Here is a 24,233-nt window from a genome sequence, read left to right as displayed (position 1 = left end):
CGTTGGCGGTGCAAAATCGTCTAGTGCCAGGGGATCATTTCATGGAACTCGGTTTTCACCTACCGATATTCGACATCGAGGGCGGCACCACCGCCATTGCCGGCGAGTTGGCCAGGGTCGGGGCCGCGGCGGAGGCAGCCGGTGCGACCTGGCTGTCGTTCATGGACCACTACTTCCAGATCGAACCGACCGGCCTCCCAGCCGAGGCCAATATGTTGGAGGGCTACACCACCCTCGGCTACCTGGCCGCGCACACCTCCCGCATCGACCTCGGCCTCCTGGTCACGGGCGTGACCTATCGGCATCCCGGCTTGCTCGCCAAGATCGTCACCACCGTCGATGTCCTATCCGGCGGCCGCGCCGTGCTCGGCGTCGGCGCCGCCTGGTTCGAGCGCGAGCATCGCGGGCTCGGTGTGCAGTTCCCGCCGATCGCCGAACGGTTCGAGCGGCTGGAGGAGACACTACGAATCTGTCAGCAGATGTGGGACCAGCAGAACAACGGCCCCTTCGATGGCAAGTACTACCAGCTGGCCGAGACGCTGTGCTCGCCGCAGCCGATCAACCGGCCCAAGGTACTCATCGGCGGTGGCGGCGAACGCAAGACGCTGCGGCTGGTCGCGCAGTACGGCGACGCCTGCAACCTCTTGGGTTCCGCCCCCGAGGATACCGGCCACAAACTCGACGTCCTGCGTCGGCATTGCGACGATGTCGGGCGCGATTTCGACGATATCCGCATCACCGTCATGGCCAATAATCCGCGCCCGAATCCGGAAAATCGCGACGAATTCGTCCGGCAGATGGCCGATTACGCCAAGCTCGGCGTGCACACCGTGATCATTACCCCGACCACCGCGTCCCCGGCAGCGTGGATCGAGGGCATGGCACCGGCGGTACCCCAACTCGCCGAACTCGGTTAGCGGCTTTACGGCACATGTCCTTTCGCCACCACGCATCGCGTGGGCAACGCGGCGAAAGGACATGTGTCGTAACCGATCTCGTCGCCAGATGACGAGTGCACCCGGTTCACATACCACCGACTGCAGGTTGTCCATAGTCTGCTGACACGCACCGAAGCCATCGACCTCGTCCGCGCCGCGCGTAGCGCCGACAACGCCCCTGACCGCAGTCCCCCTGGGCCAGCTGAGCCCATCCGGAACCCGATACCAGTTCGCGAGCTACCTCACCGACAACCTGGGCATCGTAGAAGCCTCCCGGCTCGTACCGCGCCGGCCTGTTCATATCCGAATAGCCCTGTGGGGCAACAGAATAAAGTGTCACTCCGGTATGCCGTTCAGGAAGTACATGGCTTCCCACAGGTGACCGTCGGGGTCGGCGAAGTAGCCCGCGTAGATGCCCCATGGGCGGATCACGGGTGGACGGACGATGGCGCCGCCCGCTTGTACGGCCTGCTGCAGGATGTGGTCGACGTCCGCGCGGGAGTCGGCGAAGAAACCGAGACTAATCGGGGAACCAGCGACTCGGTCGAGGGCGATGCCCGCGTCCATCGCCAGGTCGGTGCGCGAGTAGAGGGACAGGATCAGGCCGTTGTCGAGAGTGAACATGGCAACCGAACCGCCTGGGTGCTGCTCATCGCGGACGAACTCGGTACCGATAATCCCCGGCGAGAAGAGGCCGAGGCCGTCGCGGTAGAAGCGCAGCGACCGTTCGAGATCGCTGACTGCCAAGGTGATCGCGCGGATATTCGTTTTCATACCGATCCTTCTGATCCTCGAACCATGGCCGGAGCGCGGCTCGGCCCCGGCCATGGTGCAGTCAACGCCGGCGGTGTTCGGATGTCTTGAACGAATCGGACGATGCGGCTGGTCAGTCGAGGCGAAGCAAGTCGGACCAGACCTGCGACCAGGGCTGACGTGGCGTGCAGCGCCAGATGGTGACATTGCGGGTGACATCCGGGTAGCCGAGGCGGGAGTCGACGCTACCGACGGGAGTCAATTCGCTACAGGTGGTGCGCATTTCGTCCTCGGCATTACCGACCCACAGCACCGTTGTCGCGGAATCCGGTGGGGCGTCGAAGTATCCGAAGCCGCGGTTGGGACTGTAGATGGCCGGGAGGCTGTAGCGATTCCGGTCGACATCCAAAGCACTTGCCTGCCAATAGGAATCGGTGACGATCACCGCATTCGAGCGCTCCACCGGTGGGAGGGCCTGGTAGGCGTCGGCGGTCGCCGCGCGCAGCTCCGGCCAACCGAACTTGCCGTACAGACCGATTTTGATAGCGGCCTCGGCCTGATTGTCGACCGGATCAATGGACGACTCGGGTTGCCACGGCATCGAGAAAACCACGATCGTCACCGAAATCGCGACCAACGGGACGGTCGCATAGGCTCGCCACCGTCGGGTGTACTCGGTCCAGCGAACCGCGCCCGCCGCCATGATCGCCGCGTAGCATCCGGCCGCATAGTAGGGGCGACCGTTGGTTGCGATGAATGCCACGGCAAGCAGCAGCGGCATCGGCGCGAGAAATCGATACGGCCGCAACGCCTCCGAGCGGAACAACGCCCAGATTCCCACGACCAACAGCACTCCGCCGAACAACCCGGCCATGATCAGCGCTATGGGCAACCAGGTGTAGCGGCCACCGATCGTCGCTTGCTCCGCCGCGACCACCCCACCCAACCGCAGCTGCGGCCAGTCGTGCTTCGCCTGCCAGATCAGCGTCGGCACCGTGACCAGGACAACGAAAACCGCGCCGATCCACAGCGCGGGCCGCCGCAAAAGCTCGCGCGGACCATAGCCCACCACCCCGATGGCGACCGCGATCCAGAAGAACGGTATCAACCATTTCACCTGAATATCCAGCGCCGTGACCAGCGCGGCCCACAGCAGCAGGCTGTCGCGGCGGGTGCGCACCCACCGTATCAACAGCCAGCTGATCACCACCCATAGCGCGGTATCAATCGTATTGGTGGCCAACTGAGTTCCCTGCACCAGCAGGAACGGGGCGGTCGCATAACCGGTCGCGCTCAAAACCTGCGCGGTCCGCGACCCACCGAACTCCCGCGCGATCTGCGCACTGATCAGCACCGCGACAACGGTGACCAGCGCGGCCGGAATCCGCAGTGCCACCAGTGATCCCGGTGCCAGCACATCCATCAGCCGGGCGATCGCGGGCAGCACCGGCCCCTGATCGGCATATCCGAACCCGAGCCGACGCCCGGCCGACAGGAAATACAGTTCGTCACCGAAATATCCGTACCGTCCCAGCGATGCGAACAACGCGAGCGCCGACACCACGGCGATCGCACCCACACCGAACCAGGCAAACGGCGGCGGCGCCTCGACGTTATCCTTCTGCCGCACTTCACTTTCCACCACGGTAGTCATCACGTCCCCCCTTCCGGGTCGCCAAATCGAACAGTCGGCACACGTGCGCCGAGTACGTCGTCATATCGAAGTCTTTCTCCCGAATCGCCCGCCCGGCCGCGCCATCGATCGCATCGCGGATCGACTTGGCCATGACCACCGCATCGAATTCGCCGAATTCGTCGGTGTGCTGCCCTTCCCGCATGATGTCGATGAGCGGTTGGATGATCTCCTGCTCCCCCTCGGCCGAGGCGAACCGCGGTTTGCCATCCGCATCACGCAGATTCAGCACCACATCGGTCAGCGCCGCGACATACTTCTTGTTCGCATCGATGAAACCGAGATTCGCCCTGATATAGGCGAGCAACTGATTCCGCGACCCGTCCGCCGCCATCACCGCGGGCGCGATGTGCTCACCGCCGGACACATACAGCTGGATCACCAGCTGCTCCATCAGCTCGTCCTTCCCAGCGAAGTGATACGAGATGACGCCCTTGGAGATCCCCGCATGCTTCGCGATCCGCGCCAGCGAAGCCCGCCCAAACCCCGCCTCCGAAATCACCTCCACTGCCGAGGCAATGATCTGCCGCCGCCGCGCCTCCTCGATAAACGACTTCTGCCGACCACCCGTCTCATTTTCTGGCCGCATGGCCAAATTTTATACCACACGACCAAACATCCATATCAACCCTGAGAATGACCCCTACCTACCCAACAAGGATGACCCCCGAAAACGCCGAAGGGCTGCGCTTCCACAGGGAAGCGCAGCCCTCGGTTCGAAACTACTGTGACCGACCGGTATTCGACTCGGTATCGATGACACGGCTGGCACTGGCGTTCTTGCCGGTGAATCAGACGCAGTCGGATGAAGACGATCCACACGTCCGAACCACCGATGACCACGCACCCAGTCGAAAGCGCAGCCCTCGGAGTCGGACAATCTACAGGTACTGCCCGGTATTCGACTCGGTATCGATAGCACGGCTGGCACTGGCGTTCTTGCCGGTGACCAGGGTCCGGATGTAGACGATCCGCTCGCCCTTCTTACCCGAAATGCGGGCCCAGTCATCGGGATTCGTGGTGTTGGGCAGGTCCTCGTTTTCGGAGAACTCGTCCACGATCGAATCGTAGAGATGCTGGATGCGCAGGCCCGGATTGCCGGTGTCGAGTACGGCCTTGATGGCGTACTTCTTGGAGCGGTCCACGATGTTCTGGATCATGGCGCCGGAGTTGAAGTCCTTGAAGTACAGGACTTCCTTGTCACCATTGGCGTAGGTGACCTCCAGGAAGCGGTTGTCCTCGCTCTCGGCGTACATCCGGTCGACGACCCGTTCGATCATCGCGCGGATGCACAGCGTCTTGTCGCCGCCGAACTCTTCGAGATCGTCGGCGTGCAGCGGCAATCCCTCGGTCAGGTACTTCGAGAAGATGTCCTGGGCCGATTCCGCGTCCGGGCGCTCGATCTTGATCTTCACATCGAGACGTCCGGGCCGCAGGATGGCGGGGTCGATCATGTCCTCGCGGTTGGACGCACCGATCACGATGACATTCTCGAGACCTTCGACACCGTCGATCTCGGAGAGCAACTGCGGCACGACCGTGGTCTCCACATCGGAGGACACGCCCGAACCGCGGGTGCGGAAGATCGAATCCATCTCATCGAAGAACACGATCACCGGTGTACCCTCGGACGCCTTCTCCCGCGCGCGCTGGAAGATGATCCGGATGTGGCGCTCGGTCTCACCCACGAACTTGTTCAGCAGCTCGGGACCCTTGATGTTCAGGAAGAACGACTTGGCTTCCTTGGCATCCTCGCCACGCGCCTCGGCGATCTTCTTCGCCAGCGAGTTGGCAACGGCCTTGGCGATCAACGTCTTACCGCAACCAGGCGGACCATAGAGCAGCACGCCCTTGGGCGGGCGCAGCGCGTATTCGCGGAACAGATCCTTGTGCAGGAACGGCAATTCCACCGCATCGCGGATCTGCTCGATCTGCCGACCGAGACCACCGATATCGCCGTAGTCGACATCGGGCACTTCCTCGAGTACGAGATCCTCGACCTCGGCCTTGGGAATCCGTTCGAAGGCGAATCCGGCCTTGGTATCGACGAGCAGCGAATCACCCGGCCGCAGCTTGCGGATCGGCGAATCAGGATCTTCGAGGTCATCGACCTCGGCGACCTTGGCCAGCGGGCCCGCCAACCACACCACGCGCTCCTCGTCGGCATGTCCGACGACCAGCACCCGGCGTCCGTCGTCGAGGATCTCGCGCAGGGTGCCAATCTCACCGACGGCGTCGAATATCCCGGCCTCCACGACCGTGAGCGCCTCGTTCAGCCGGACGGTCTGGCCGTATTCGAGGGTCGAGGTGTCGATATTGGGTGAACACGTCAAGCGCATCTTGCGGCCCGAAGTGAACACGTCGACCGTCTGATCCTCGTACACGCCGATCAGAATTCCGTACCCGCTCGGTGGCTGACCCAGCCGATCGACCTCCTCGCGCAAGGCGACCAGCTGCTGGCGCGCTTCCTTGAGGGTGTCCATAAGCTTGGTATTGCGAATGGTCAGCGAATCGATGCGGGCTTCCAATTCCCGTGCGCGATCCGGCGAATCGGCAAGTTGCCTTCGGAGGGCAGCCGCTTCGGCGCGTACCGCCTCGAGCTCTCTCCAGGCCGCCGAATCCGAATTCTCGATGGGGCTCATGTGCTGCTCCTCCCAGTCCCGGTCTATCAACGCTACCGGGCGTGAACCGTTCTCGCTTTCCGACATGGTTTCGTCGTGATCACATCTGGGCCGCGATCGGCGGCGGACCACCATGTTAGCCTGCCCTAACCAGGCCATGGCGACCCGCTTCGCCGACCGAACCGAAAGGTTGCTGACAATGCTCCTTCCCGCCAGGACGTTGCGTACGTCCATGGTCATCGCGGCCACGGCAGTGGCCGCTATCGTCGGTCTCACCGGCTGCGGCTCGGGCGACAAGTCCGACGCCAAGGCCACGAGTACCACTTCCGCCGCCGCACCGACCAGTGCGACAGGTCACGGTGACCACGGTAGCGCCGCCGCACCCACCGCCGAAACGCTTATCGCCGTCCTGGATACCTTTTCCGACCCGGCGAAACCCACTTCCGAGAAAACCAAGCTGATTGTCGACGGTGAAAAGCGCATCGCCAATATCAACCAGATGAACCAGACGCTCGGCGGCTACGGCAAGCTCACCTACGCGGTCGCCGACATCACCACCAGCGGCAATTCCGCGACCGCCCAGGTGACCATCACCTCACCGCACGGCACCGTCCCCGCCATGCCCATGACCTGGGAACATGTCGACAGCACCTGGAAGCTTTCGGATGCCAGCGGCTGCCTGATGCTCGGTTTCGCGCAGGCGCCCTGCGCGCCGGCCTGATCAACCCTTCGACGGGCGACGCTGCGGCTTCGGAGTGACCGTGCCCTCCGCGAGCCGCCGCGCGCTGACCAGGAAAGCAGTGTGGCCCTGCATGCGATGTTCGGGCCGCACCGCCAGACCCACCACATGCCAGCCGCGCACCATCGATTCCCACGATCGCGGCTCGGTCCAGCACTCCTGCTCACGCAGCGCCTCGACCACTTTCGACAATTGTGTGACGGTCGCCACATAGACGATCAGCACACCGCCGGGGACCAGCGCCTTGGCCACTGCCGACAGCGCATCCCATGGCGCGAGCATATCCAGGACGACGCGATCGACCGGCGGACCGTCGTAGGCGGCGACATCGGCGACGGTGATCGACCAGTTGTCCGGGCGCTCGCCGAAGAAGGTCTCCACATTGCGGATCGCGTGTTCGGCGTGATCCGCACGGATCTCGTAGGAGACCACCTGCCCCTGCGGGCCCACCGCCCGCAGCAGCGAGCACGTCAACGCACCCGATCCCGCGCCAGCCTCCAGGACGCGTGCGCCGGGGAACATGTCACCCTCGTGCACGATCTGGGCGGCATCCTTGGGGTAGATGACCGCCGCACCGCGCGGCATGGAAAGCACGTAATCGATCAGCAACGGCCGCAACGCCAAATACGGTGTGCCATTGGTGGATTGCACGACGCTGCCCTCATCGGCGCCGATGAGGTTGTCGTGTTTGATACCGCCGCGATGCGTGTGGAACTCCTTACCCGGTTCCAGCACCACGGTGTAGAGGCGCCCCTTGGCATCGGTCAGCTGTACCCGGTCCCCGATGGTGAATGGCCCGGTCCGTCTGGCCGTCATGTATCTCCGTTCGCTGGTCGTCGGTGCTGTCTTCGCTGGGTGGCACCGGCGTGTCGGTGCCGCCGGATAGCCTGCCAGGTATGCATTCGCCGGTATCCACGCCCCCTGCCGACACCGCGCGGGAGGAGGCAACCGATCGTCCGCGTCCGGCGCTGTCGCCTTCGCGGGCAATGGATTTCAAGCAGTGTCCGCTGAAGTACCGATTCCGGGCGATCGATCGGATTCCGGAGCCGCCGACGCGGGTCGCGGTGCGCGGCACGGTGGTGCACGCGGTGCTCGAAGATCTGTACGGACTGCCTGCCGCGCAGCGGGGGTTCGACCGCGCTGCCGGGCTTGTCGAGCCCGCATGGGCCCGGGTGCTCGCCGATCGACCGGAGATCGCCGAAGTGGTCACAGCGGACGGGCTGGCGGGCTTTCTCGGCGAGGCGCGGGCGTTCGTCGAGGCGTACTACCGGCTGGAGGATCCGACCCGGTTCGATCCGGAATCGTGTGAGTCGCGGGTAGAGGTCGAACTCGATGACGGTGTGCTGTTGCGCGGGTTCGTCGATCGCATCGACGTCGCGCCGACCGGTGAGCTGCGCGTCGTCGATTACAAGACCGGCCGGGCACCCGGACTCACCCAGGAAACCAAGGCGCTGTTCCAACTGAAGTTCTACGGGCTCGTGGTGCTGCGCACCCGCGGGATTCTGCCCACCCAACTGCGGCTGATCTACCTGGCCGACGAGCAGATCCTCACCTATGCCCCCGACGAGGACGAACTGCTGCGCTTCGAACGCACTCTCTCGGCCCTGTGGCAGGCCATTGTGACAGCGGGTCGGACCGGTGAGTTCCTCCCGAGCACCAGCTGGCTGTGCGGGCATTGCAGCTACCAGAGTCTGTGCCCCGAATTCGGCGGCACACCACCGGCCTATCCGGGCTGGCCGGACAGCGGCACCGGAGAATCGCCGGAGGAGGCCTTCGCCGACACGGTCGCCAACTGAGTTCAGCCGATGAACAGATGCAGATCGAAACCGTGCGAGCCGAGTGCCGCGATCACGCCGATGAGCACGAGCACCCCGACCACATCACCGATCACGATAAGGACATTGCGAATCCGCCACCACGAACTGACCGACTCGACATTCGGTTTCACTGGGGCCTCCCCTGTGCTTCGTACTCGAACGACATTGCCCGTCCGAGGTGTTCCTCAGTTGTTTCGCCCAACATGCCCCCAGTGTTGACGGCGAAGCATGAAATTTTCGTGAGTTCGGTCGCGAACTAAATGCACACGACGCCGCAGCGATGCTCACCGCCGTGACCGGCGAGCGCCGCAACGGCAGGTTGCCGACGTGGATCTACCCGGTGAAGTCGTGGAACAGCAGCACGGACAGCCCCGAGCCGACGGCCAGGTTGACGGCGGCCGCGGATCCGACGATGGCCGCCAGCCAATCCTCATTCCATGCGAATGTGCCGCCCGAACGTTTCCCGGGCGGCGTATACGACACGGTGGCACTCCTTGCATTTCCTCATCGAGGCCGCAAAGTATCAGTCAACCGCTGGTCAGCGCACTGATTGCAATCGCAGTGAATCGATCACTCGCACAAACGACTCGGAAGTCGGATCAGAAGGCGCGGCAGGACCGGATATCGAAGGCCAGAATGGCCTTCGCGCCGAGTTCGGCGAGCCGGTCCATCACATCATTGCCGTGCTTGCGCGGCACCATGGCCCGGATGGCGACCCAGCCCGGATCGGCGAGCGGGGAGACTGTCGGCGACTCGAGGCCGGGCGTGATCTTGACCGCCTCCTCCAGCAGTTCCTTTGGGCAGTCGTAGTCCAGCATGATGTACTGCTGGCCGAATACGACACCCTGGATCCGCGCGATGAGCTGATTGCGAGCACGTTCGCGCTGATCGGAGCCGGTGCGCTCGATGAGCACACCCTCCGAATCGCACAGCGTCTCCCCGAAAGCGACCAGATTGTGCTGACGCAGCGTGCGGCCCGAGCCGACCACATCGGCGATGGCATCGGCCACTCCGAGCTGGATGGAGATCTCGACCGCACCGTCGAGGCGGATCACCTCGGCCTCGATGCCGCGGCGCTGCAGATCGCTCAGGACCAGATTCGGGTACGAGGTGGCAATGCGCTTGTCGTAGAGGTCCTCGATCTTCCATTCGCGCCCGGCCGGGGCAGCGTAGCGGAAGGTGGAGCGGCCGAAGCCGAGTGCGAGCCGTTCCTGTACCGGCGCACCGGAATCCAGCGCCAGATCGCGGCCGGTAATGCCGAGGTCGAGCTCACCGGAGCCGACGTAGATGGCAATGTCCTTGGGCCGCAGGAAGAAGAATTCGACCTGGTTGGCTGGATCGAGGACGGTCAGGTCGCGGGCATCGGTGCGCTTGCGGTAGCCGGCCTCGGCAAGGATCGAGGTGGCCGATTCGGAAAGTGCGCCTTTATTGGGGACTGCGACGCGCAGCATGGGATCGGGTCCTTTCGGAGAGGAGAATCAGGGGTCGACGCGCCGTCACAGATGTCGGTACACGTCTTCCAACTTCAGCCCGCGGCCCACCATCAGCACCTGGACCCAGTACAGCAGTTGCGAAATCTCCTCGGCGAGCGCCTCGTCGCCCTCGTGCTCGGCGGCCAACCAGATCTCACCGGCCTCCTCGAGCACCTTCTTACCCTGGAAATGCACGCCGGCGTCCAATGCCGCCACGGTCCCGGACCCCTTGGGGCGGGTGACCGCACGATCTTGCAGCTCGGCGAACAGGGATTCGAAGTTCTTCACGGTGAGCCATTGTTTCAGACGGGTAAGCGGACCCGTTGCTCCGGCCCGGCACCACCCGGCAGGCGCACTCTTCCCTGGACTTCGCACCCCTTGTTGGCGGGCACAAGGGGTGCGAAGTCTCCTGCGTCAGGACTCGGAAAGGAGGGCCGCCAAGTCGGCTACCGCGGTGCGGAGGTGGTCGGCGAAGGCGTACATCTCGGTGGCGACCGGTTTCAGCGTGGCCAGGTAGATATTCCAGCGGTCCGGCAGCAGGACGTAGGCGATGCCGATGCACTTCTGGCTGGTGGAGCCGAATCCGAAGTACCGGATATTGACCGACGGGGCCGAGCTGGTGCTCAGGTAGTCGTCGCGCATGATGGTCCAGCCGGGACTGGTGTAGAGCGGGATCGGCTCGGTGACGCCGAGTTCGGCGCCGCGCCGCCGCTGGATCCACTCGAGTTCCCAGAGATGTTGTTCGGGCGCGTCACCCGCCTGACACTGTTTGGCGCGCTGGACGTGGGCGCTCGCGGCCGTCCGCGCGGCGGCCAGCCGGTCGGCCGGCGCGAGCGCCGGATCCTGCATGGCGTCGACGAACGCCACCATCTCCGGTGTCACCACGCGCATCGCCTCGGTGCGGCCGTTGCGGTACTGCCTGGTGGCGATGGATTCGTAGGTGGCGCCGGTCAATCCCTTGCTGCGCCGGTGCGCCAGCTGATAGCTCAGCTGCGCGAACGCATCCGGTGAGATGCCGAGTTGTTTGGCGCGGGCGGTGCCGAAATCGAAAGATACTGTCGCAGTGGCATTCTCGGACGCATACCGGGAAAACGCCGCCCCCGCCGCCGCGATATCGGTGCGCTGGGCCTGATCGAGAACGAATTCGATCGGTTCGACAGTGGGCAACCCATGCGGCTGCGCCCCGGCCCGTTCGGCGTGTGTGGCGGCGGGCGTCTCCAGCAGCGTGTCGACGAAGGACAGGATGGTGGTGCCGTCGAGCCCGCAATGCTCGATATTGATGCCCGCCTGACCGTCCGCAAAGACGATGAACGTTACCGACTTGTCGAACCAGCGATTGGCACTGTCGCCGTGCAGCAGCTGATCACAGGCCTGCAGCTCATCGCGCGGCGAGAAATCCTCCAGGCACAGGGCGAACAACGCGGTCTCGACGGTGTCCAAGGCCGCGACATTGGCGGGTTCGGCGAGCAATCCCTGTCTACTGAGGGCCCATTCGGCCCGCGCCTTGGTGGTCAGATGGCCGACGGCGGTATCGGTGCGGGCCGAGCGCACACCGGCCTTGAGCACCGCACGCAGTCCGTCGGCGAGATCATCCAGCGAATGCGGCACACCGTCCGGACCGATCACATCCATCCGGAACATGTTGCCGCGGAAGAACACCACGATATGCCTGGCGGCCGAGGGTCCGGGCCATTCGTCGCTGTAGGGCACCCGCACGGAATCCTGAGCCTCCCCTGGAATCCGGGTCTCGGAGAACAGGTACTTGTTCTGCCACATCGACAGCTGCTGTCCGCGCTGAGTGACCGGCGGGATCGCCTCTATATCGAGGGCCAGCTTGTAATCGACCGCGGCCGTGATGATTCCGGCCGCCCGCTCCACCTGCGAGGCCGCGGTGGAGGCGGCCAGTGCGGTGTCATCGCGGAAGAGGAAGAAGAAGTTGGCATTCAATGCGATGCGATCGCGACGGCCCAGATAGCGCGACGGCCAGAACAGATCCAGCCAGCTCCCGACACCGGGGGTGGCGTCGTATTCGGCCAGTGCCGCAGCCAGCTTTCGGCCCGGACCGTCGGGACGAAGCAGGTCGGCGACCGCGGCCTCGGTGGTGGCGAATTCATCGGCGGTCAGCAGTGGCGCACACCACTGCAGCAACCGCGCGCCGCTGTCCTCCAGCGTCGGCAGTGGCACCCTTGGCAGGTGGTCGTCGGCGGCGAAGGTGCGTTCGGTCAATGCGAGTCCTCGGGGTCGGGGTGTTTCGGTAGCGGTCGCGAGATGTACAGGTTGGCGAGCAGCCAACCCGTGCTTTCCTGGCCAGCGGTGTCGACTCCGTTGGCGGCCAAGGCATTCAGCACCTGGGTGCGTTCATTATCGGATGCGAACTTGCGTTGTTCGAACACCCTGGGGGCTCGCTCGGTGCGGTAGCCGAGCGCGGCCAGCTCCGCGGCGATCGGTTCGAAACTGAACATGCGTAGTACGAAGTGTGCCATCCACGGCCGGCGACGCGGGTGCGCCGTTGCCACCCGCCTCAGCGTCTTCTCGGTGACGTATCCGACGCAACCGGTCGAGATGACGATATCCGCGGCCGCCAGCGAATGGCGTTGCGCCTCGGTCGGGTCGGCGGCCTCCAGATCCGCGTGCACCGTGTCGTGCAGAAATCCGGCTTCCTGAGCGTAGGCCAGCGCGGGGCGCGCGGCATCCATGCCGATGAAGCGGACATCGGGGAGCTGGTCGCTGTCGCGCAGGCGGGCACGGTCGCGGGCGATGAGTGCGGGCCGGTCGGCATCCTCGGCGCCGCCATAGTGTTCGGCGAGTTCACTCACCGTGGTGTCGAAGCGCAGCAGGGCTGCGTTGACACCGTAGGAGCAGCCGATATCGAGCACGGTCGGGGTGTCCACCCGCGCGGAGGCGCGGTATTCCCGAATCTGCTGCTGGAAGTAGGGTTTCGCCAGTTCCGGTATGCGGTAATCCAATTCGGCCATCCGGGCGTAATAGTCGCGCGGATCGGGACGGTCATAGATATCGTCGAAGGAGGCTTTTCCGGTCGTATGCAACGGCACTAGCATATCGTCCCTCTCAGTCGAGCAACCGATCGCCGCGGACAGCGTCGGCCGCGGCGGCTAGGTGTTCGGGCAGCACCCGCCCGAACAGTTGGCGGGTGCGTTCCACGGTGCCGATGACACCGGGCCGATCGGTATAGGCGAAGATCGCCGAATGCCGTGCCATGCCGCCCTCGACCGGTGAAACCCGGTGCAGCGAGAAGCGGCCCTGGAACAATTGCAGATCGCCAGGCCGCAGATCGAGGCGCCGGATCAGGTGCGCACCGGATCCTGTGAGCACATCCCGCACATCGTCGAGGTTCTCGGCGTGGGGTGAGCGAATATTCGGGCAGTACTCGAAGATTCCGCCGGTCTCGGCCGGCTGGGTCAACATGCTGACGGTGAATTCATTGGTGTCGAAATGCCAGGGATGCGACATTCCAGGCGCCACCACATTCAGGCACAACCCGGCCAAAGGGTCTGCGAATTCGTGCAATTCGGTCAGTCCGAAACAATCCGCAACGAAGCGCTGGAACACCCTGCTGCGGTAGAGCCGATGGATCAGGACCTCGGCCGGAATGCGGTCGCGCGGGACGAAGGCATTACCGCGTTCCAGCACGATGCGGCCTGGATGACCTTGCGGCAGTTCGGTATTCAGCGGAATGTTGTATGCGTTGACCCGTTCGACCTCATAATGCGCATCCGGGGCCATCGCCTCGCCCTGTGCGCGCACAGTATCGATCAACTCCGGACGGATGAACTCCCGCAGCACGGTGCAGCCACTCTCGGCGAGTTCCGCGCGGGCCCGCGCCACCACTTCGCCCCACGCCGCACCGATCGAATCCCCCAACGGATACCGTGCCGTATCGACAATCTCGTCCAGGACATCCGTCGCTGCCATGGCGTCATTTTGGTAGAGCGATCGGCGACACGCCCGGGATTCGACAAAGTTGCCGGTGACTACGGTCACACCTGCCAACTGCACGCACTCGCGTTGCGGCACAGTAACTCTCACTATGCCGAGGTCGGGCGTGTCGGCTCACCCAACAGCGGACTCGTGATCATGATCCGTCCCGAAAAGACACCCCCGCTCGGGTGCGCGGTTCAGCCTCTGACGCGTAGCGCGTGTTCCAGATCCGGCAGGGTCAATCCCACCAACGAATCACGGAATACCCGCCCCGGCGCCGCCGAAACCGGTATCTCACACGGGACCACGATGACCGCGCAGCCCGCCGCACCGGCCGCGGCCGCACCGGTCGGCGAATCCTCCAGTGCCACACAGTCTCGCGGATGCACGCCGAGCAGTTCGGCGGCGCGCAGATAGATCTCGGGTTCGGGCTTGCCGTGCGCGACTTCGTCACCGCAGACCGACACGTCGAAGAAATCGCGGCCGAGCGTATCCAATCCAAATTCCGTAAGCGACCGCTTGGTATTGGTGACCAAAGCGGTCGCGAGACCCGCTGTGCGGACCAACGAAAGCGCATCTTTCGCGCCGGGTCGCCATGGGATCGGGCCCGCCATCAACTCGGTCACCCGCCGCTCGATGAATCCGCCGGCGGCCAGTACCGCATCCGATGTCGCCTCTATACCCAAGCCATCGAAAATGAGCCGGAGGGCATTCGGTCCGGACGCGCCGATCAGTGAATGCCGCAGTTCATCGCTCATCTCGTGGCCGTGTGCGCGGGCCAGTTCGCGCACGGCGACATCCCACAGCTTCTCCGAATCGAGCAGGGTGCCGTCCATATCCCACAACACCGCGGCAAGTCGCGCGCTCAACGACGACAGCTCCTTATCTGATACCAGCCCGAGGCCGGAACCGGCGAGAGCCGGTCGTTGCGCGATCCTACTGGTATGCCGAGTCCGTTCCCGGAATCACCAGGACATAGCCGCCGCTGTTCACCTCGACGCAATTCCGAGCAATCTCCTGCACAAGTACCTGAATCAAGGCCGAGCCGAGTCCGACCGGGTTATGCCCTCGCCCCGGTGGCTCACCGCCTGGATCACCACCCACCCAACGAACTGGGCGAGCAGCGGCACGCTCATCTCGCCGAGCTGCTGGCGACCTGCCCGGACCTGACCGTCCTCGCGGAGCTGGTGAGCAGGTTCGCCTGCATCGTCACCGAACATCGCGGCCGCGACCTCGACGACTGGATGACCAGCGCCCGCGCCGCGGCGCTACCGGAACTCGACCCGTTCCTGCGCGGCATCGACCGCGACTACCACGCGGTCCTGGCCGGACTCTACCTGCCCTACAGCAACGGCCCGGTCGAAGGCGTGAACACGAAAACCAAACTGATCAAACGCTAAATGTATGGCCGCGCTGGATTCCGGCTACTCCGCCACCGCATCCTCCTGGCCTGAAACCCACCAGCCACCGCTGAGTAGGCCCGGGGCGCGGTGGCGGGATTGCTCCTGCTCCGTTTCCCCGGACCTCTCGCCGAACCCGCCATGCACCTCTCGACGCAACGGGCTCTCCACGGTTTCTCCCCGTCAGACTGGTTGCAGGGTCGTCCATCGGTTGGGGATCGCGTGGCCGCGCCAGCGGTAACGGGTAACCGTTGTGCTGGCCATGTCGAACAACGCGGTCCCATCTGCTGCCGTAATCGGCAACCACCGCCCGGTGTGGGTGGTGTAGCGGCGGCGAATATCGTTCCAACCCCAGCGATGCCGGGTTTGCAGCATCCGGATCACCCGCTGCCAGACAAAGTGCTGCAGCGCGGTGAACCGGTCCTTGGCCACGGCATGCTTGAAATAGTTGGACCAGCCACGCAGAATCTGGTTGAGCCGCGTGATCACGTAATCCAGACCCTGCTGCGACTGCCGATGGGTCAAGGCGCGAACTTTCGCCTTCAGCGACCGGGTGGGCCGGTCACCGATGAAGGTGTAGACGAACCACTTGTCCGAGCCACGCTTGCGACGCCACTGGATGTGGAACCCCAAGAAATCGACCCCGTCCGACAGGTGCCGCACTGTGGTCTTCTCTGGTGAAAGCCGAAGTCCCACAGGTGAAAGCACCTGCTCGACGTGTTCTCGCATCGCCTCGACATCGTCTCTGGTCCCATGGACTAGGACGACGAAGTCGTCGGCGTAGCGGACCAACCGCCACGTCGGTGCTCCTTTGCGGCGACGGTATGCCCGCTTGCTCTCACTGGCCATCGACCCGCCCGGCTTCCACGGCGCCATCACCTGCTCATCGAGCACGCTCAACGCGATATTGGCCAACAGCGGCGACAGGATGCCTCCTCGAGGCGTGCCGGTCATCGTGTCCTGATCGTCACCGATTTCGGTGAGGATCCCGGCTTTCAGGAACGCCTTGACCAGCGCCAGGACGCGTTTGTCCTTGACCCGCAACCGAACCCGCTCCATCAAGGCAACGTGGTCGATCCGGTCGAAACACGCCTCGATATCCGCATCCAACACCCAGCGGTAACCGCGGGTGCCGTAGTAGTGGATCTCGGCGATCGCGTCCTGGGCCCGCCGGTTTGGCCCGAACCCATAGGAGACCGGTTCGAAATCGGCCTCGAAAATAGGTTCCAGCACCAGCTTGAGCACGGCCTGAACGACCCGATCGGTCACCGTCGGAATTCCGAGGCGACGAACCTTCCCGGATCCACGCGGTTTGGGGATCTTACGTTCCCGCACCGGAAGTGGCCGAAACGAACCCTCTTTGAGACTGGCCCGTAGGTCATCCAGGAACCCCGGAACCCCGATTTGTTCCTCGACGTCGGTGACGGTCATGCCGTCGACGCCGGGAGTGCGGGCTCCGTGGTTGCCCGCGACCCGGTCGAACGCCACGATCAGCGTCGCCGGGTCGTGCACGAAGTTGAACAGATCGTCGAACCGGCGGCCAGGATCGGCCACCGCCCAACGGTGAAGCTCGGCCTGCATCCCCGATACCCGCCGACGCGGCCCCGCAGGGTCCACCGGCGCGGCGTCACCATTCGGTGGCGCATCTTTCGGCATTACAGTCTCCGTCCCTTCTCGAAAACCGCTGCCGCCCTTCGCCATGTGACCGGCTTTGTCGGGTAGCGGCGGCGCATTGCTGCGCCGCCGCCCCCTCAGAACCGGACGTGCGGCTTGGCACCGCATCCGGCTCAAGCAAGCGGACCCACACCATCTGGCAGTACTGGCCCGTCCCTTCTTCGTCAGGGCCGCTCCCACCCTCCCCGGCACCACCCGGATCAGGCTGTCCTCAGCTCCACCGACCTGCTACGACAGAACGACGGCGAAGGACTCTCACCTCCACTCGAGTCACAGCGCCTCACGACGCAAACCGGAAGTGAGCCAGAGCCGCATCAGGGGCGATCCCTCTCGCATGCTTCCCAGCATCGGGAGGTCGCCGCATCGTCCATGATGCACACTGATTACTGCAAGAGGGCTGACGTTACAAGCCTTATCGGGCGAAAAGCGTTGGCTCGCCCAATTATTAGGAGGACGCATGAGTCGCGATACTCTGTCTCTGCCGGAACTGTCGAACACTGAAATCGAGAACCTACTGCAGAGCGCAACACCGGCGCTGCGCAAGGCCGTGCTACGGGGACACAATGCCGACAGCGGCTCCTCCGGCCCAGGCAGCTTCAACTCCTTTATCGATGCCGGGCTCGCTGAATAGCTGACGTGCACTCCGATCGCGAAGGGTACGGTCACACTTGTCGAATTCCGCGTCATGGCCCCTCGACACGCTCGATGTGCAAGCCCTTCGCGACCGTGGGTGGCAACCACTACCATTTACCGAATTCGTACTGAAGGTACACAGTCGCTGCAACTTGGCGTGCGACTACTGCTACATGTACGAGATGGCAGACCAGAGTTGGCTTCGGCAGCCGAAAGTCATATCCGCGGATGTGATCGATGCTACCTGCCGGAGCATCGCGGAACACGTCGCCGAGTATGCGATCCCTCAGGTCTCCATCGTATTACATGGTGGAGAGCCGTTGCTCGCGGGGCATCAGGTGATCGAGTCGGCGGCTCGGCGACTGCATGAACATTTGGCAGACGAAACAATATTGCGTCTCGGCATCCAAACCAACGGCTTGCTCTTGGATCAAGAGTTCTTGGACATATTCAAGCGCTGGGACATCAAGGTGGGCGTGAGCCTCGATGGGTCCGAAGCCGGACACGACCGCCACCGAAAATATCGCAATGGCCAGGGCAGCCACGCACAGGTGATCGAGAAGCTGAGACTTCTCACCGAGGATGCAAACCGGAGCCTCTACGGCGGTCTGCTGTGCGTAATCGATCTGGAGAACGACCCACTGGAAACCTACAAAAGTCTCGCCGTTTCCGCTCCGCCCGCCATCGACTTCTTGTTACCGCATGGGAATTGGGACAGTCCGCCGCCCGGCCGAACCTCGAACCGCGAGGACACCCTGTATGCCGACTGGCTCATTCCCATCTTCGACTACTGGTACGAGTCGATGTGTGATGAGCCGAGTGTTCGCCTGTTCGACGACATCATGGATATTGCCTTGGGAACCGATCGCGCATCGGAGACTGTGGGACTGGCTCCGATACAGGTCGTCGTCATCGAAACGGACGGACAAATCGAGCAGGTCGACACGCTGAAATCAGCCTTCCCAGATGCGACGAAACTGGGCGAACATGTTTCGCGCAGCCGACTGTCGAGTGCACTGTGGAGCCCCGGGGTGGTTGCGCGGCAGATCGGCGTGGCCGCCCTGGGTCCTGCGTGCCTGAAGTGTCCGATACGCAATATTTGCGGCGGAGGGAATTTCACTCACCGATATCGGGCGGAAACAGGTTTCCGCAACCCTTCGGTATATTGCTCGGATCTATTCAAGCTCATCAACCATATTACCCAGCGCCTTTATGCGGACATGGTCGTACCGGAAGGAAACGGAGCCACACGGTGACTGCGATGGATCTCCGATACAAGGCGGAGGAGCTGGGTGCAGGCTTCGGCAGCGATGATCTCGTCTCCTCGCTCCGCGCCGGACAACTGGCCAAGCGGCTCGCTACGCTCGGCATCCTCATCAGGGAAAGTGACCGAATTTGTCCTGACGATGTCGAAAAGTCCGGTTTCATCGAAGCGTATCAAGCTCTGGTCGGACTGCATCGAACACATCCGGTGTTGGTCAACAGCCTGCTGGCATATCCGAACACGGGGGCATGGCTGGCACATTGTTTGCAACGCATTCGATCCGCTGGTGCCGCGCTCGACGACATCTGGCCCGACCTGGGTTATCTGGGTTGGCTGACTGCTGCTGTGCTGGTGGAACTCGGAGCGCCCACCCATACGGCCGTGGTGGTGCGCGCGGGCCAGGTCATGCTCCCGACGGTGGGTCTCGCGCAGGTCGCTGCGGCTGGGGAGTACGGCCTGGGACGACTGTATGTGCGTGGAACGGGCTCCATTTCGATCGAATTCGAAGGCACCACACTGGATATCGTGGACACCGCGTGCTGGGAGCAACCCGGCTGGCGTCCATTGGAGCGGATTCGGGTAGTCGACAACGGTTTCGAAGTCATCGTCGATGATCTCGATCCGTTCCGTGAGTTCAACGACCCATCCGGGTCCGCTCCGGCCGATAGCCGTCTCCCACAGCTTTCTCGGGACCAATTACGTGACTGGCGTGAGGCATTCGCCACAGCGTGGGTGCTGATGGAGCGAGATCATCCTGGCTACGCGAAGCCCCTCTCGGTGGGGCTGCGCTCCTTCGTTCCACTCACAGCGGAACCGATCTCCCCGAGCACAAGCCGCACCTCCTACAACTCCTTCGGCTGCATCGCCGCGTCCTCGACACGCAGTTCCCATCAGATGGCGCTCACCTTGATCCATGAATTCCAGCATGCCAAGCTGGGAGCTTTCACCGACATGGTCGAACTCTATGAAGACGACCCGCGGGAACGTTTCTATGCGCCATGGCGAGACGATCCGCGCCCTATCGAATGGCTGCTCCAAGGCATGTATGCGCACCTCGGCGTTACCGATTTCTGGCGCGCTGAACGGCTGCGTACGCGATCCGAGCTCGCTCACGTGGAGTTCGCGCGATGGCGGACACAGGTGCATCGCTCGATCGCCGAGATTCTCGAGTCCGGTGTATTGACCATGGCCGGAATGGAGTTTGTGCAAGCGGCAGCCGAGACGTTGAGGCCGTGGCTCGACGAAGAAGTTACCGACTCGGCGGCGCTCATAGCTGATGAGGCCGCCTCGGGTCACTGGGTGGCGTGGTGTGTGCGCAACCTGCAGATCGCAGACAGCGTCCTGGAGCACTTGTTCTCGGCATGGAAATCAGCCGAACGGCCACATCTGGAAAACGTTCCGGCCGGCCTGCCGACTCGTCCGGACCGAAAACAGCCAGAACTCAGAAGCCGATTGCTGCCGAGCTACCTTCAGGTCCTGGAACAGAAGACTTCGGGAAATGTCGATAGAATTCAGGACTTTACTCCCGGTGACATGGCATACGGGTCGGGCAACTATGCGGAAGCCGTCACGCATTACAAACGCGAGATCGAAGCAGGCCCGATGCTCCCACAGCCATGGGCAGGCCTGGCACTGGCCTTGCGACAACTACGCCCCGCTCACGAGGTTTCGGCGCTGTCGGCACGAGGCGAAGTTGTCGCGCAACTCTACACGCGCATCTGCGCGACCGGGGACGGTTGCGATCCAACGGATCTCGTGTGCTGGTTGTCGAGCGACGGCCCCCGGACATGAACGAACGCGTCACCGTCACGCGCGCGAGCCCGGATAGCATGGTGTTCCTTGCTTTCGACGCGCCCCCTGACCCATGAGTAGTTTCGGTGCCGCCAGCGGTGGAATCATCACGAACCGGAACTTCCTGCTGCTGTGGTCCGGGAATGCGATCTCGCTGGTGGGCTTCCACGGTGCGCGCATCGCTTATCCACTGCTGGTGCTGGCGCTTACCGGCTCGCCCAGCCAAGCAGGCATAGTTACGTTCGCGATGACCTTGCCCAGCCTGATCTTTCAGATTCCGGCCGGGCTTGTCGCCGACTACACCGACCGGAGGCGGACCCTGTGGTGGTGCCAATTCGCCGGGTTGATGGCCACCTGCATGGCACTGGTCGCCGTCGCCGGCAGGCCGCCCGGTTTGCTTCTGCTGCTCAGTATCACTGCGTTCCTCGAAGGGACCGCGAATGTCTTTTTCGTCGTCAGCGAATTGGGCGTGGTACGCAATGTGGTAAGCGTAGAACAGCGACCGGTAGCTTTGGCATTCCTCGAAGCAGAATTGCCTATCGCGCAGCTGATCGGACGCGCCACGGGGGCCGTAATATACGGACTCGCACGGTGGCTTCCCTTCGCTGTGAACGCCCTGTCCTACCTGTGCTGCCTGGGCACTTTGTCCGCAATGCGCACGGATTATACGGATAATACGGCGCGCAGATCCGAAGGTTCATCGACCCCGAGTCGCACGTGGACTCGCATCGTCGAGGGAGTGGCCGTTATGTGGTCCAACTCGTTCCTCCGGGGGTCTACGGCGATCATGGCGCTGTCCAATTCGATCTTCCAGGTCGTGATCTTGCTGTTGCTGCTCGAAATCAAGATCGATGGGCTCCCGACATGGACCGTCGGCCTCGTCCTCGGCGCGGCCGGGGTGGGTGGCCTGCTCGGTGCGGGAATCGCGGCACGGTTGACAACACGGTCCAACGCCCGGGTCGTCTTCGGCGTATCGGTTTGGGCGTGGTTGGTCGCATTGGTGCCGATTGCCCTCAGTTCCAATCCGTACATGATGGCCCTGTCATTCGGCTGCATCGGTGGCATTGGCAGGTTCGTATCGGTTGTGCTGGTTGTATTCCAGGTCGCCGTCATCCCGGACCAGGTTCTCGGCCGTGCTATTGCCGCGGCCGAGTTCCTCCACGCTGCGGCTGTCGCCTTCGGCGCCCTGGCCGGGGGATATCTGCTGGCGGCGGTCGGTACTCGGGCCACCGGATGGATCATGGTCGCAGCGATGTTCGGATTGGCGGTCGGCGGAACCCGCCTATCCTTGTCGCGGGGCCGTCGCCGCGAATCCGTCGAACCGTGACAGTGACCGGATACGGTCGATCCACATCGAAGGCCAGTCGAATTCGACCCCGGTAACACCAGCGGCTCTCGGGTCGGCGGTAGTCGGCGCGGCCTTCGTGTGCTCGTGGACGAAGTTCGACAGATCCGCGGAATCGCTGTTGCCACCATGTGGACGATGCGGCGAGGTCGGCAGCAAGCTTGTCGACGATGGGAGCCGCATGTTGTTGGTGTATCCGACGAGGACCTACCTGATGTAGATGGTCACTTCCGCTGCTGGGAACACGAGAACCCCTCGGCCCCAGCATTTTACGGATAGAATTTGATACTCAGTCACTGTCGCACTTAAGGAAACCTTATGGCCATCGAGGCAGGGCAGCTTCGTGATCACATTGATTTGATGACCTCCGCAAAGATCTTGGCGGACCCCGTATGTGGCCCAGAAGCTCTCGACGAGTTCGAGAGATTCCTACGGAATTATCACGATGCGGATGGCACGAACCAGCCCGGCCATCGGCCGGAAGCTACGATGATGCTCGTGCGACAAGACCTGCGTCGCAGCATTCAGCGTGTGGTGACACATCGTGTGGCCGAAGTCTTGCTGCCCATTGCGTTGGACCTGCTCGGCGATGATTCGGATGCGATGGATCGCTTGGCGCGCGAAAAAATTACCGATGTCGACCGGTGGGAAGGTGCTCGCTATCGCATGTTTTTCGGCGACGAGGCGAAAATCGGTGCCGCATACGAATACCTGTTCATGTCCGCGGCCGAAAAGAATCTGTTCTCCTGCTTTACCCCGGAACAGGCCGAGGCGCTTCGTCGGATCAACTATGACGCAACGATCGCACTGCGTGAGGCGGCATCGGCCACGCGCGCCGAAGAGTATGCGGAATCGCCTGTGATGGAAGTTCTCGCAAACGAGCCATACGTTACGGTCGGTGATACGGCTCGGGCCACCATGAGAATGAGGACCGTCTCTTTCATGGGCAACACCACTGAACCCGTTCGGGCCAACAATAGCTTGCGTCCAGATATTCTGAGTCAGCTCCACACCAATGCAGTCGGGTTCGGTGAATTCTACGGATCCGCGGTAGGAAAAATTCTTCCGTATACTTTCAAAGAAGATGGTTGCCCACGTCATGTTTGGATGGAGACCGAGCTCGGCAGCATTGCACCGATTTCCGCAGTGGCCGCCCTCAGGGACGGTCCGGCGGGAAAGTTACTTTTTGCGGACCGAGGCAAGCGCGTCTATCGGGCCACGGAAAATTCCGGACGCTGGGTCCTCGAAGCAGTCAGGCAACCGCTCGTCTCGGCCACTGCACGAGTAGCGCGTGCGGAAGCGAAAGACTTGGGACAAAAAGGTCTTATGGGTCAGTGGGGACGTTGTCCGTCCAACCAAATGCTTGCACCGAGCCAAGCCGAAACCGAGCAACGTGCCGAACTCGTGGATCGAATCGATCAGATCACTGGCGGGCATGTACCCGAACACTTACGGACGATTGTGACACCTGCCGATGTGTGTGCGATTCTCGCCGTGGGATTGGTGACCGCGCTCGAGCAACGGGGCATAGTGCAACTCGATCCGACGTCTCTGGAGCCCGTGCCGCGCCACGAACCGGCTGATATCTAGTCGGGCGCTGCGTCCGGACCGATGTCGGGGAACAGTCGTATGCCCTGACCGATGACCACGGCGCAGAGGAACAGGGTGACCTCGTCGACAAGCCGGTTGCCGAGCAGCCAGCGGATCAGAGCGCCGCTGCCGTGCACTCACCGTCAGGCGTGGCAGTCCCGGTTTCGTTGCGCGGTCGCCCGGTTCTTCTCCAACGCGGTGTGTAACAGGTCCAGCGCGTGGTCGACGTCGTCGGTCGCGGCAATTGTCCCGTATCCGACGATGAGGCCGTCGGGACCGTCGCTCATGCGATACCGGGAGATGGGGAAGATGCCGACGCCGTCCGCCCGCGTGTGGGCGGACGGCGTCAGCCGCGTCGACACCGGGCCCCGGGTCCACGCCGACACGTGCAGACCCACCGCCGAAGGAACGACCACCAGCGAGTCGGCGAAGCGCGTGGTCAGCAGTTCGACTATCCGGTCGTGGCGGGTTCGATACTCCCGGCGTATCCGTCGGATATGTTTGGCCAGGCTCGAGCAGGAGAACGAGATCCTGGGCAGGGCGGCGGCCTATCTTTCCCAAGCG

General features: G+C 63.2%; 25 protein-coding genes. 9 read left to right on the top strand and 16 right to left on the bottom strand.

Features of this window, described 5'->3' with window-relative positions; all coding sequences use genetic code 11:
- The first annotated feature begins 41 nt into the window (after positions 1–41).
- On the top strand, positions 42–917 hold the full coding sequence (locus tag AB0L63_RS05565) for an LLM class F420-dependent oxidoreductase (protein ID WP_364495013.1): 876 nt from the start codon (positions 42–44) through the stop codon (positions 915–917).
- 357 nt (positions 918–1,274) lie between these two features.
- Here AB0L63_RS05565 and AB0L63_RS05560 read toward each other — a convergent pair whose 3' ends face one another.
- From AB0L63_RS05560 to arc, 4 genes are all read right to left on the bottom strand, one after another.
- Positions 1,275–1,712, bottom strand: coding sequence for a VOC family protein (locus AB0L63_RS05560; RefSeq protein WP_364495009.1), 438 nt, complete (start codon positions 1,710–1,712; stop codon positions 1,275–1,277).
- A gap of 112 nt (positions 1,713–1,824) precedes the next feature.
- Entirely contained in the window at positions 1,825–3,345 is a 1,521-nt protein-coding gene (locus AB0L63_RS05555; RefSeq protein ID WP_364495006.1) for a glycosyltransferase family 39 protein, read from the bottom strand.
- Positions 3,323–3,973 (bottom strand): helix-turn-helix domain-containing protein, encoded by a 651-nt coding sequence (locus tag AB0L63_RS05550; RefSeq protein WP_364495004.1) that lies wholly within the window; start codon positions 3,971–3,973, stop codon positions 3,323–3,325. The genes AB0L63_RS05555 and AB0L63_RS05550 overlap by 23 nt, the downstream gene beginning before the upstream one ends.
- Before the next feature lie 292 nt (positions 3,974–4,265).
- Positions 4,266–6,026, bottom strand: coding sequence for a proteasome ATPase (arc, locus tag AB0L63_RS05545; RefSeq protein ID WP_364495002.1), 1,761 nt, complete (start codon positions 6,024–6,026; stop codon positions 4,266–4,268).
- A gap of 178 nt (positions 6,027–6,204) precedes the next feature.
- Here arc and AB0L63_RS05540 point away from each other — a divergent pair, with 178 nt between their 5' ends.
- On the top strand, positions 6,205–6,726 hold the full coding sequence (locus AB0L63_RS05540) for a hypothetical protein (protein ID WP_364495000.1): 522 nt from the start codon (positions 6,205–6,207) through the stop codon (positions 6,724–6,726).
- Here AB0L63_RS05540 and AB0L63_RS05535 read toward each other — a convergent pair whose 3' ends face one another.
- Positions 6,727–7,560 carry a tRNA (adenine-N1)-methyltransferase gene (locus tag AB0L63_RS05535; protein WP_364494998.1) on the bottom strand — a complete coding sequence of 278 codons (834 nt, stop codon included), beginning with the start codon at positions 7,558–7,560 and terminating at the stop codon, positions 6,727–6,729.
- Between the two features lie 80 nt (positions 7,561–7,640).
- Between AB0L63_RS05535 and AB0L63_RS05530 the strand changes: the two genes are divergently transcribed.
- A complete protein-coding gene (locus tag AB0L63_RS05530) occupies positions 7,641–8,540 on the top strand; it encodes a RecB family exonuclease (RefSeq protein ID WP_364494995.1) in 900 nt (299 codons plus the stop codon).
- A 2-nt stretch (positions 8,541–8,542) separates the two neighbouring features.
- Here the strand turns inward: AB0L63_RS05530 and AB0L63_RS05525 are convergent, their stop codons facing one another.
- The 8 genes from AB0L63_RS05525 to AB0L63_RS05490 all read right to left on the bottom strand — a co-directional run bounded on the left by AB0L63_RS05525 (position 8,543) and on the right by AB0L63_RS05490 (position 14,841).
- Positions 8,543–8,692, bottom strand: a complete 150-nt coding sequence (locus AB0L63_RS05525) for a hypothetical protein (RefSeq protein WP_364494992.1) — start codon at positions 8,690–8,692, stop codon at positions 8,543–8,545.
- 202 nt (positions 8,693–8,894) lie between these two features.
- Positions 8,895–9,044, bottom strand: coding sequence for a hypothetical protein (locus AB0L63_RS05520; protein WP_364494990.1), 150 nt, complete (start codon positions 9,042–9,044; stop codon positions 8,895–8,897).
- A 116-nt stretch (positions 9,045–9,160) separates the two neighbouring features.
- Positions 9,161–10,012, bottom strand: coding sequence for an ATP phosphoribosyltransferase (gene hisG, locus AB0L63_RS05515; protein WP_364494988.1), 852 nt, complete (start codon positions 10,010–10,012; stop codon positions 9,161–9,163).
- Between the two features lie 45 nt (positions 10,013–10,057).
- On the bottom strand, positions 10,058–10,339 hold the full coding sequence (locus AB0L63_RS05510) for a phosphoribosyl-ATP diphosphatase (protein ID WP_364495667.1): 282 nt from the start codon (positions 10,337–10,339) through the stop codon (positions 10,058–10,060).
- Positions 10,340–10,447: 108 nt separating this feature from the next.
- The gene (locus AB0L63_RS05505; protein ID WP_364494985.1) at positions 10,448–12,259 is read right to left on the bottom strand and encodes a choline/carnitine O-acyltransferase; all 1,812 of its coding nucleotides are present in this window, start codon (positions 12,257–12,259) and stop codon (positions 10,448–10,450) included.
- Entirely contained in the window at positions 12,256–13,092 is an 837-nt protein-coding gene (locus AB0L63_RS05500; protein WP_364494982.1) for a class I SAM-dependent methyltransferase, read from the bottom strand. The genes AB0L63_RS05505 and AB0L63_RS05500 overlap by 4 nt, the downstream gene beginning before the upstream one ends.
- Before the next feature lie 10 nt (positions 13,093–13,102).
- A complete protein-coding gene (locus AB0L63_RS05495; RefSeq protein WP_364494979.1) occupies positions 13,103–13,966 on the bottom strand; it encodes an arpA protein in 864 nt (287 codons plus the stop codon).
- Positions 13,967–14,169: 203 nt separating this feature from the next.
- A complete protein-coding gene (locus AB0L63_RS05490) occupies positions 14,170–14,841 on the bottom strand; it encodes an HAD family phosphatase (RefSeq protein WP_364494977.1) in 672 nt (223 codons plus the stop codon).
- A gap of 207 nt (positions 14,842–15,048) precedes the next feature.
- On the opposite strand from AB0L63_RS05490, the gene AB0L63_RS05485 reads away from it, so the two are divergent.
- A complete protein-coding gene (locus AB0L63_RS05485; RefSeq protein ID WP_364494973.1) occupies positions 15,049–15,372 on the top strand; it encodes a transposase in 324 nt (107 codons plus the stop codon).
- Between the two features lie 183 nt (positions 15,373–15,555).
- Here the strand turns inward: AB0L63_RS05485 and ltrA are convergent, their stop codons facing one another.
- Positions 15,556–17,028: a group II intron reverse transcriptase/maturase gene (gene ltrA / locus AB0L63_RS05480; RefSeq protein WP_364494970.1), complete on the bottom strand. Its 1,473-nt coding sequence runs from the start codon at positions 17,026–17,028 to the stop codon at positions 15,556–15,558.
- A 475-nt stretch (positions 17,029–17,503) separates the two neighbouring features.
- Between ltrA and AB0L63_RS05475 the strand changes: the two genes are divergently transcribed.
- The 5 genes from AB0L63_RS05475 (at position 17,504) to AB0L63_RS05455 (ending at position 23,669) form a co-directional block, all read left to right on the top strand.
- Positions 17,504–17,677: a hypothetical protein gene (locus AB0L63_RS05475; RefSeq protein WP_364494967.1), complete on the top strand. Its 174-nt coding sequence runs from the start codon at positions 17,504–17,506 to the stop codon at positions 17,675–17,677.
- Positions 17,678–17,753: 76 nt separating this feature from the next.
- Complete coding sequence (locus tag AB0L63_RS05470) at positions 17,754–18,935, top strand: FxsB family cyclophane-forming radical SAM/SPASM peptide maturase (protein ID WP_364495664.1); 1,182 nt, start codon at positions 17,754–17,756, stop codon at positions 18,933–18,935.
- Positions 18,845–20,734: an HEXXH motif domain-containing protein gene (locus AB0L63_RS05465; protein WP_364494965.1), complete on the top strand. Its 1,890-nt coding sequence runs from the start codon at positions 18,845–18,847 to the stop codon at positions 20,732–20,734. Before AB0L63_RS05470 ends, AB0L63_RS05465 begins: the two co-directional genes overlap by 91 nt.
- 73 nt (positions 20,735–20,807) lie before the next feature.
- Entirely contained in the window at positions 20,808–22,061 is a 1,254-nt protein-coding gene (locus AB0L63_RS05460) for an MFS transporter (RefSeq protein ID WP_364494962.1), read from the top strand.
- Between the two features lie 336 nt (positions 22,062–22,397).
- Positions 22,398–23,669, top strand: a complete 1,272-nt coding sequence (locus AB0L63_RS05455) for a hypothetical protein (protein WP_364494959.1) — start codon at positions 22,398–22,400, stop codon at positions 23,667–23,669.
- Here AB0L63_RS05455 and AB0L63_RS05450 read toward each other — a convergent pair.
- Both AB0L63_RS05450 and AB0L63_RS05445 read right to left on the bottom strand, forming a co-directional pair.
- Positions 23,666–23,806 carry a dihydrofolate reductase family protein gene (locus tag AB0L63_RS05450; protein WP_364494956.1) on the bottom strand — a complete coding sequence of 47 codons (141 nt, stop codon included), beginning with the start codon at positions 23,804–23,806 and terminating at the stop codon, positions 23,666–23,668. The genes AB0L63_RS05455 and AB0L63_RS05450 overlap by 4 nt on opposite strands.
- A 6-nt stretch (positions 23,807–23,812) precedes the next feature.
- Positions 23,813–24,055, bottom strand: a complete 243-nt coding sequence (locus tag AB0L63_RS05445; RefSeq protein ID WP_364494954.1) for a hypothetical protein — start codon at positions 24,053–24,055, stop codon at positions 23,813–23,815.
- Between the last annotated feature and the right edge of the window lie 178 nt (positions 24,056–24,233).

The organism is Nocardia sp. NPDC051990, assembly GCF_040680755.1.
Lineage (GTDB): Bacteria > Actinomycetota > Actinomycetes > Mycobacteriales > Mycobacteriaceae > Nocardia.
Note: the sequence above shows the minus strand (reverse complement) of the source record. Positions and strands in the feature narration are given on the sequence as shown.

Bases quoted from the DNA above. Each gene is read 5' to 3' on its own strand.
- AB0L63_RS05530 (WP_364494995.1), top strand. From the start codon at position 7,641: ATGCATTCGCCGGTATCCACGCCCCCTGCCGACACCGCGCGGGAGGAG.
- AB0L63_RS05460 (WP_364494962.1), top strand. From the start codon at position 20,808: ATGAGTAGTTTCGGTGCCGCCAGCGGTGGAATCATCACGAACCGGAAC.
- AB0L63_RS05560 (WP_364495009.1), bottom strand. From the start codon at position 1,712: ATGAAAACGAATATCCGCGCGATCACCTTGGCAGTCAGCGATCTCGAA.
- AB0L63_RS05500 (WP_364494982.1), bottom strand. From the start codon at position 13,092: ATGCTAGTGCCGTTGCATACGACCGGAAAAGCCTCCTTCGACGATATC.
- AB0L63_RS05535 (WP_364494998.1), bottom strand. From the start codon at position 7,560: ATGACGGCCAGACGGACCGGGCCATTCACCATCGGGGACCGGGTACAG.
- AB0L63_RS05555 (WP_364495006.1), bottom strand. From the start codon at position 3,345: ATGACTACCGTGGTGGAAAGTGAAGTGCGGCAGAAGGATAACGTCGAG.
- AB0L63_RS05495 (WP_364494979.1), bottom strand. From the start codon at position 13,966: ATGGCAGCGACGGATGTCCTGGACGAGATTGTCGATACGGCACGGTAT.
- ltrA (WP_364494970.1), bottom strand. From the start codon at position 17,028: ATGCCGAAAGATGCGCCACCGAATGGTGACGCCGCGCCGGTGGACCCT.
- arc (WP_364495002.1), bottom strand. From the start codon at position 6,026: ATGAGCCCCATCGAGAATTCGGATTCGGCGGCCTGGAGAGAGCTCGAG.
- AB0L63_RS05475 (WP_364494967.1), top strand. From the start codon at position 17,504: ATGAGTCGCGATACTCTGTCTCTGCCGGAACTGTCGAACACTGAAATC.
- AB0L63_RS05540 (WP_364495000.1), top strand. From the start codon at position 6,205: ATGCTCCTTCCCGCCAGGACGTTGCGTACGTCCATGGTCATCGCGGCC.
- AB0L63_RS05565 (WP_364495013.1), top strand. From the start codon at position 42: ATGGAACTCGGTTTTCACCTACCGATATTCGACATCGAGGGCGGCACC.
- AB0L63_RS05455 (WP_364494959.1), top strand. From the start codon at position 22,398: ATGGCCATCGAGGCAGGGCAGCTTCGTGATCACATTGATTTGATGACC.
- AB0L63_RS05550 (WP_364495004.1), bottom strand. From the start codon at position 3,973: ATGCGGCCAGAAAATGAGACGGGTGGTCGGCAGAAGTCGTTTATCGAG.
- hisG (WP_364494988.1), bottom strand. From the start codon at position 10,012: ATGCTGCGCGTCGCAGTCCCCAATAAAGGCGCACTTTCCGAATCGGCC.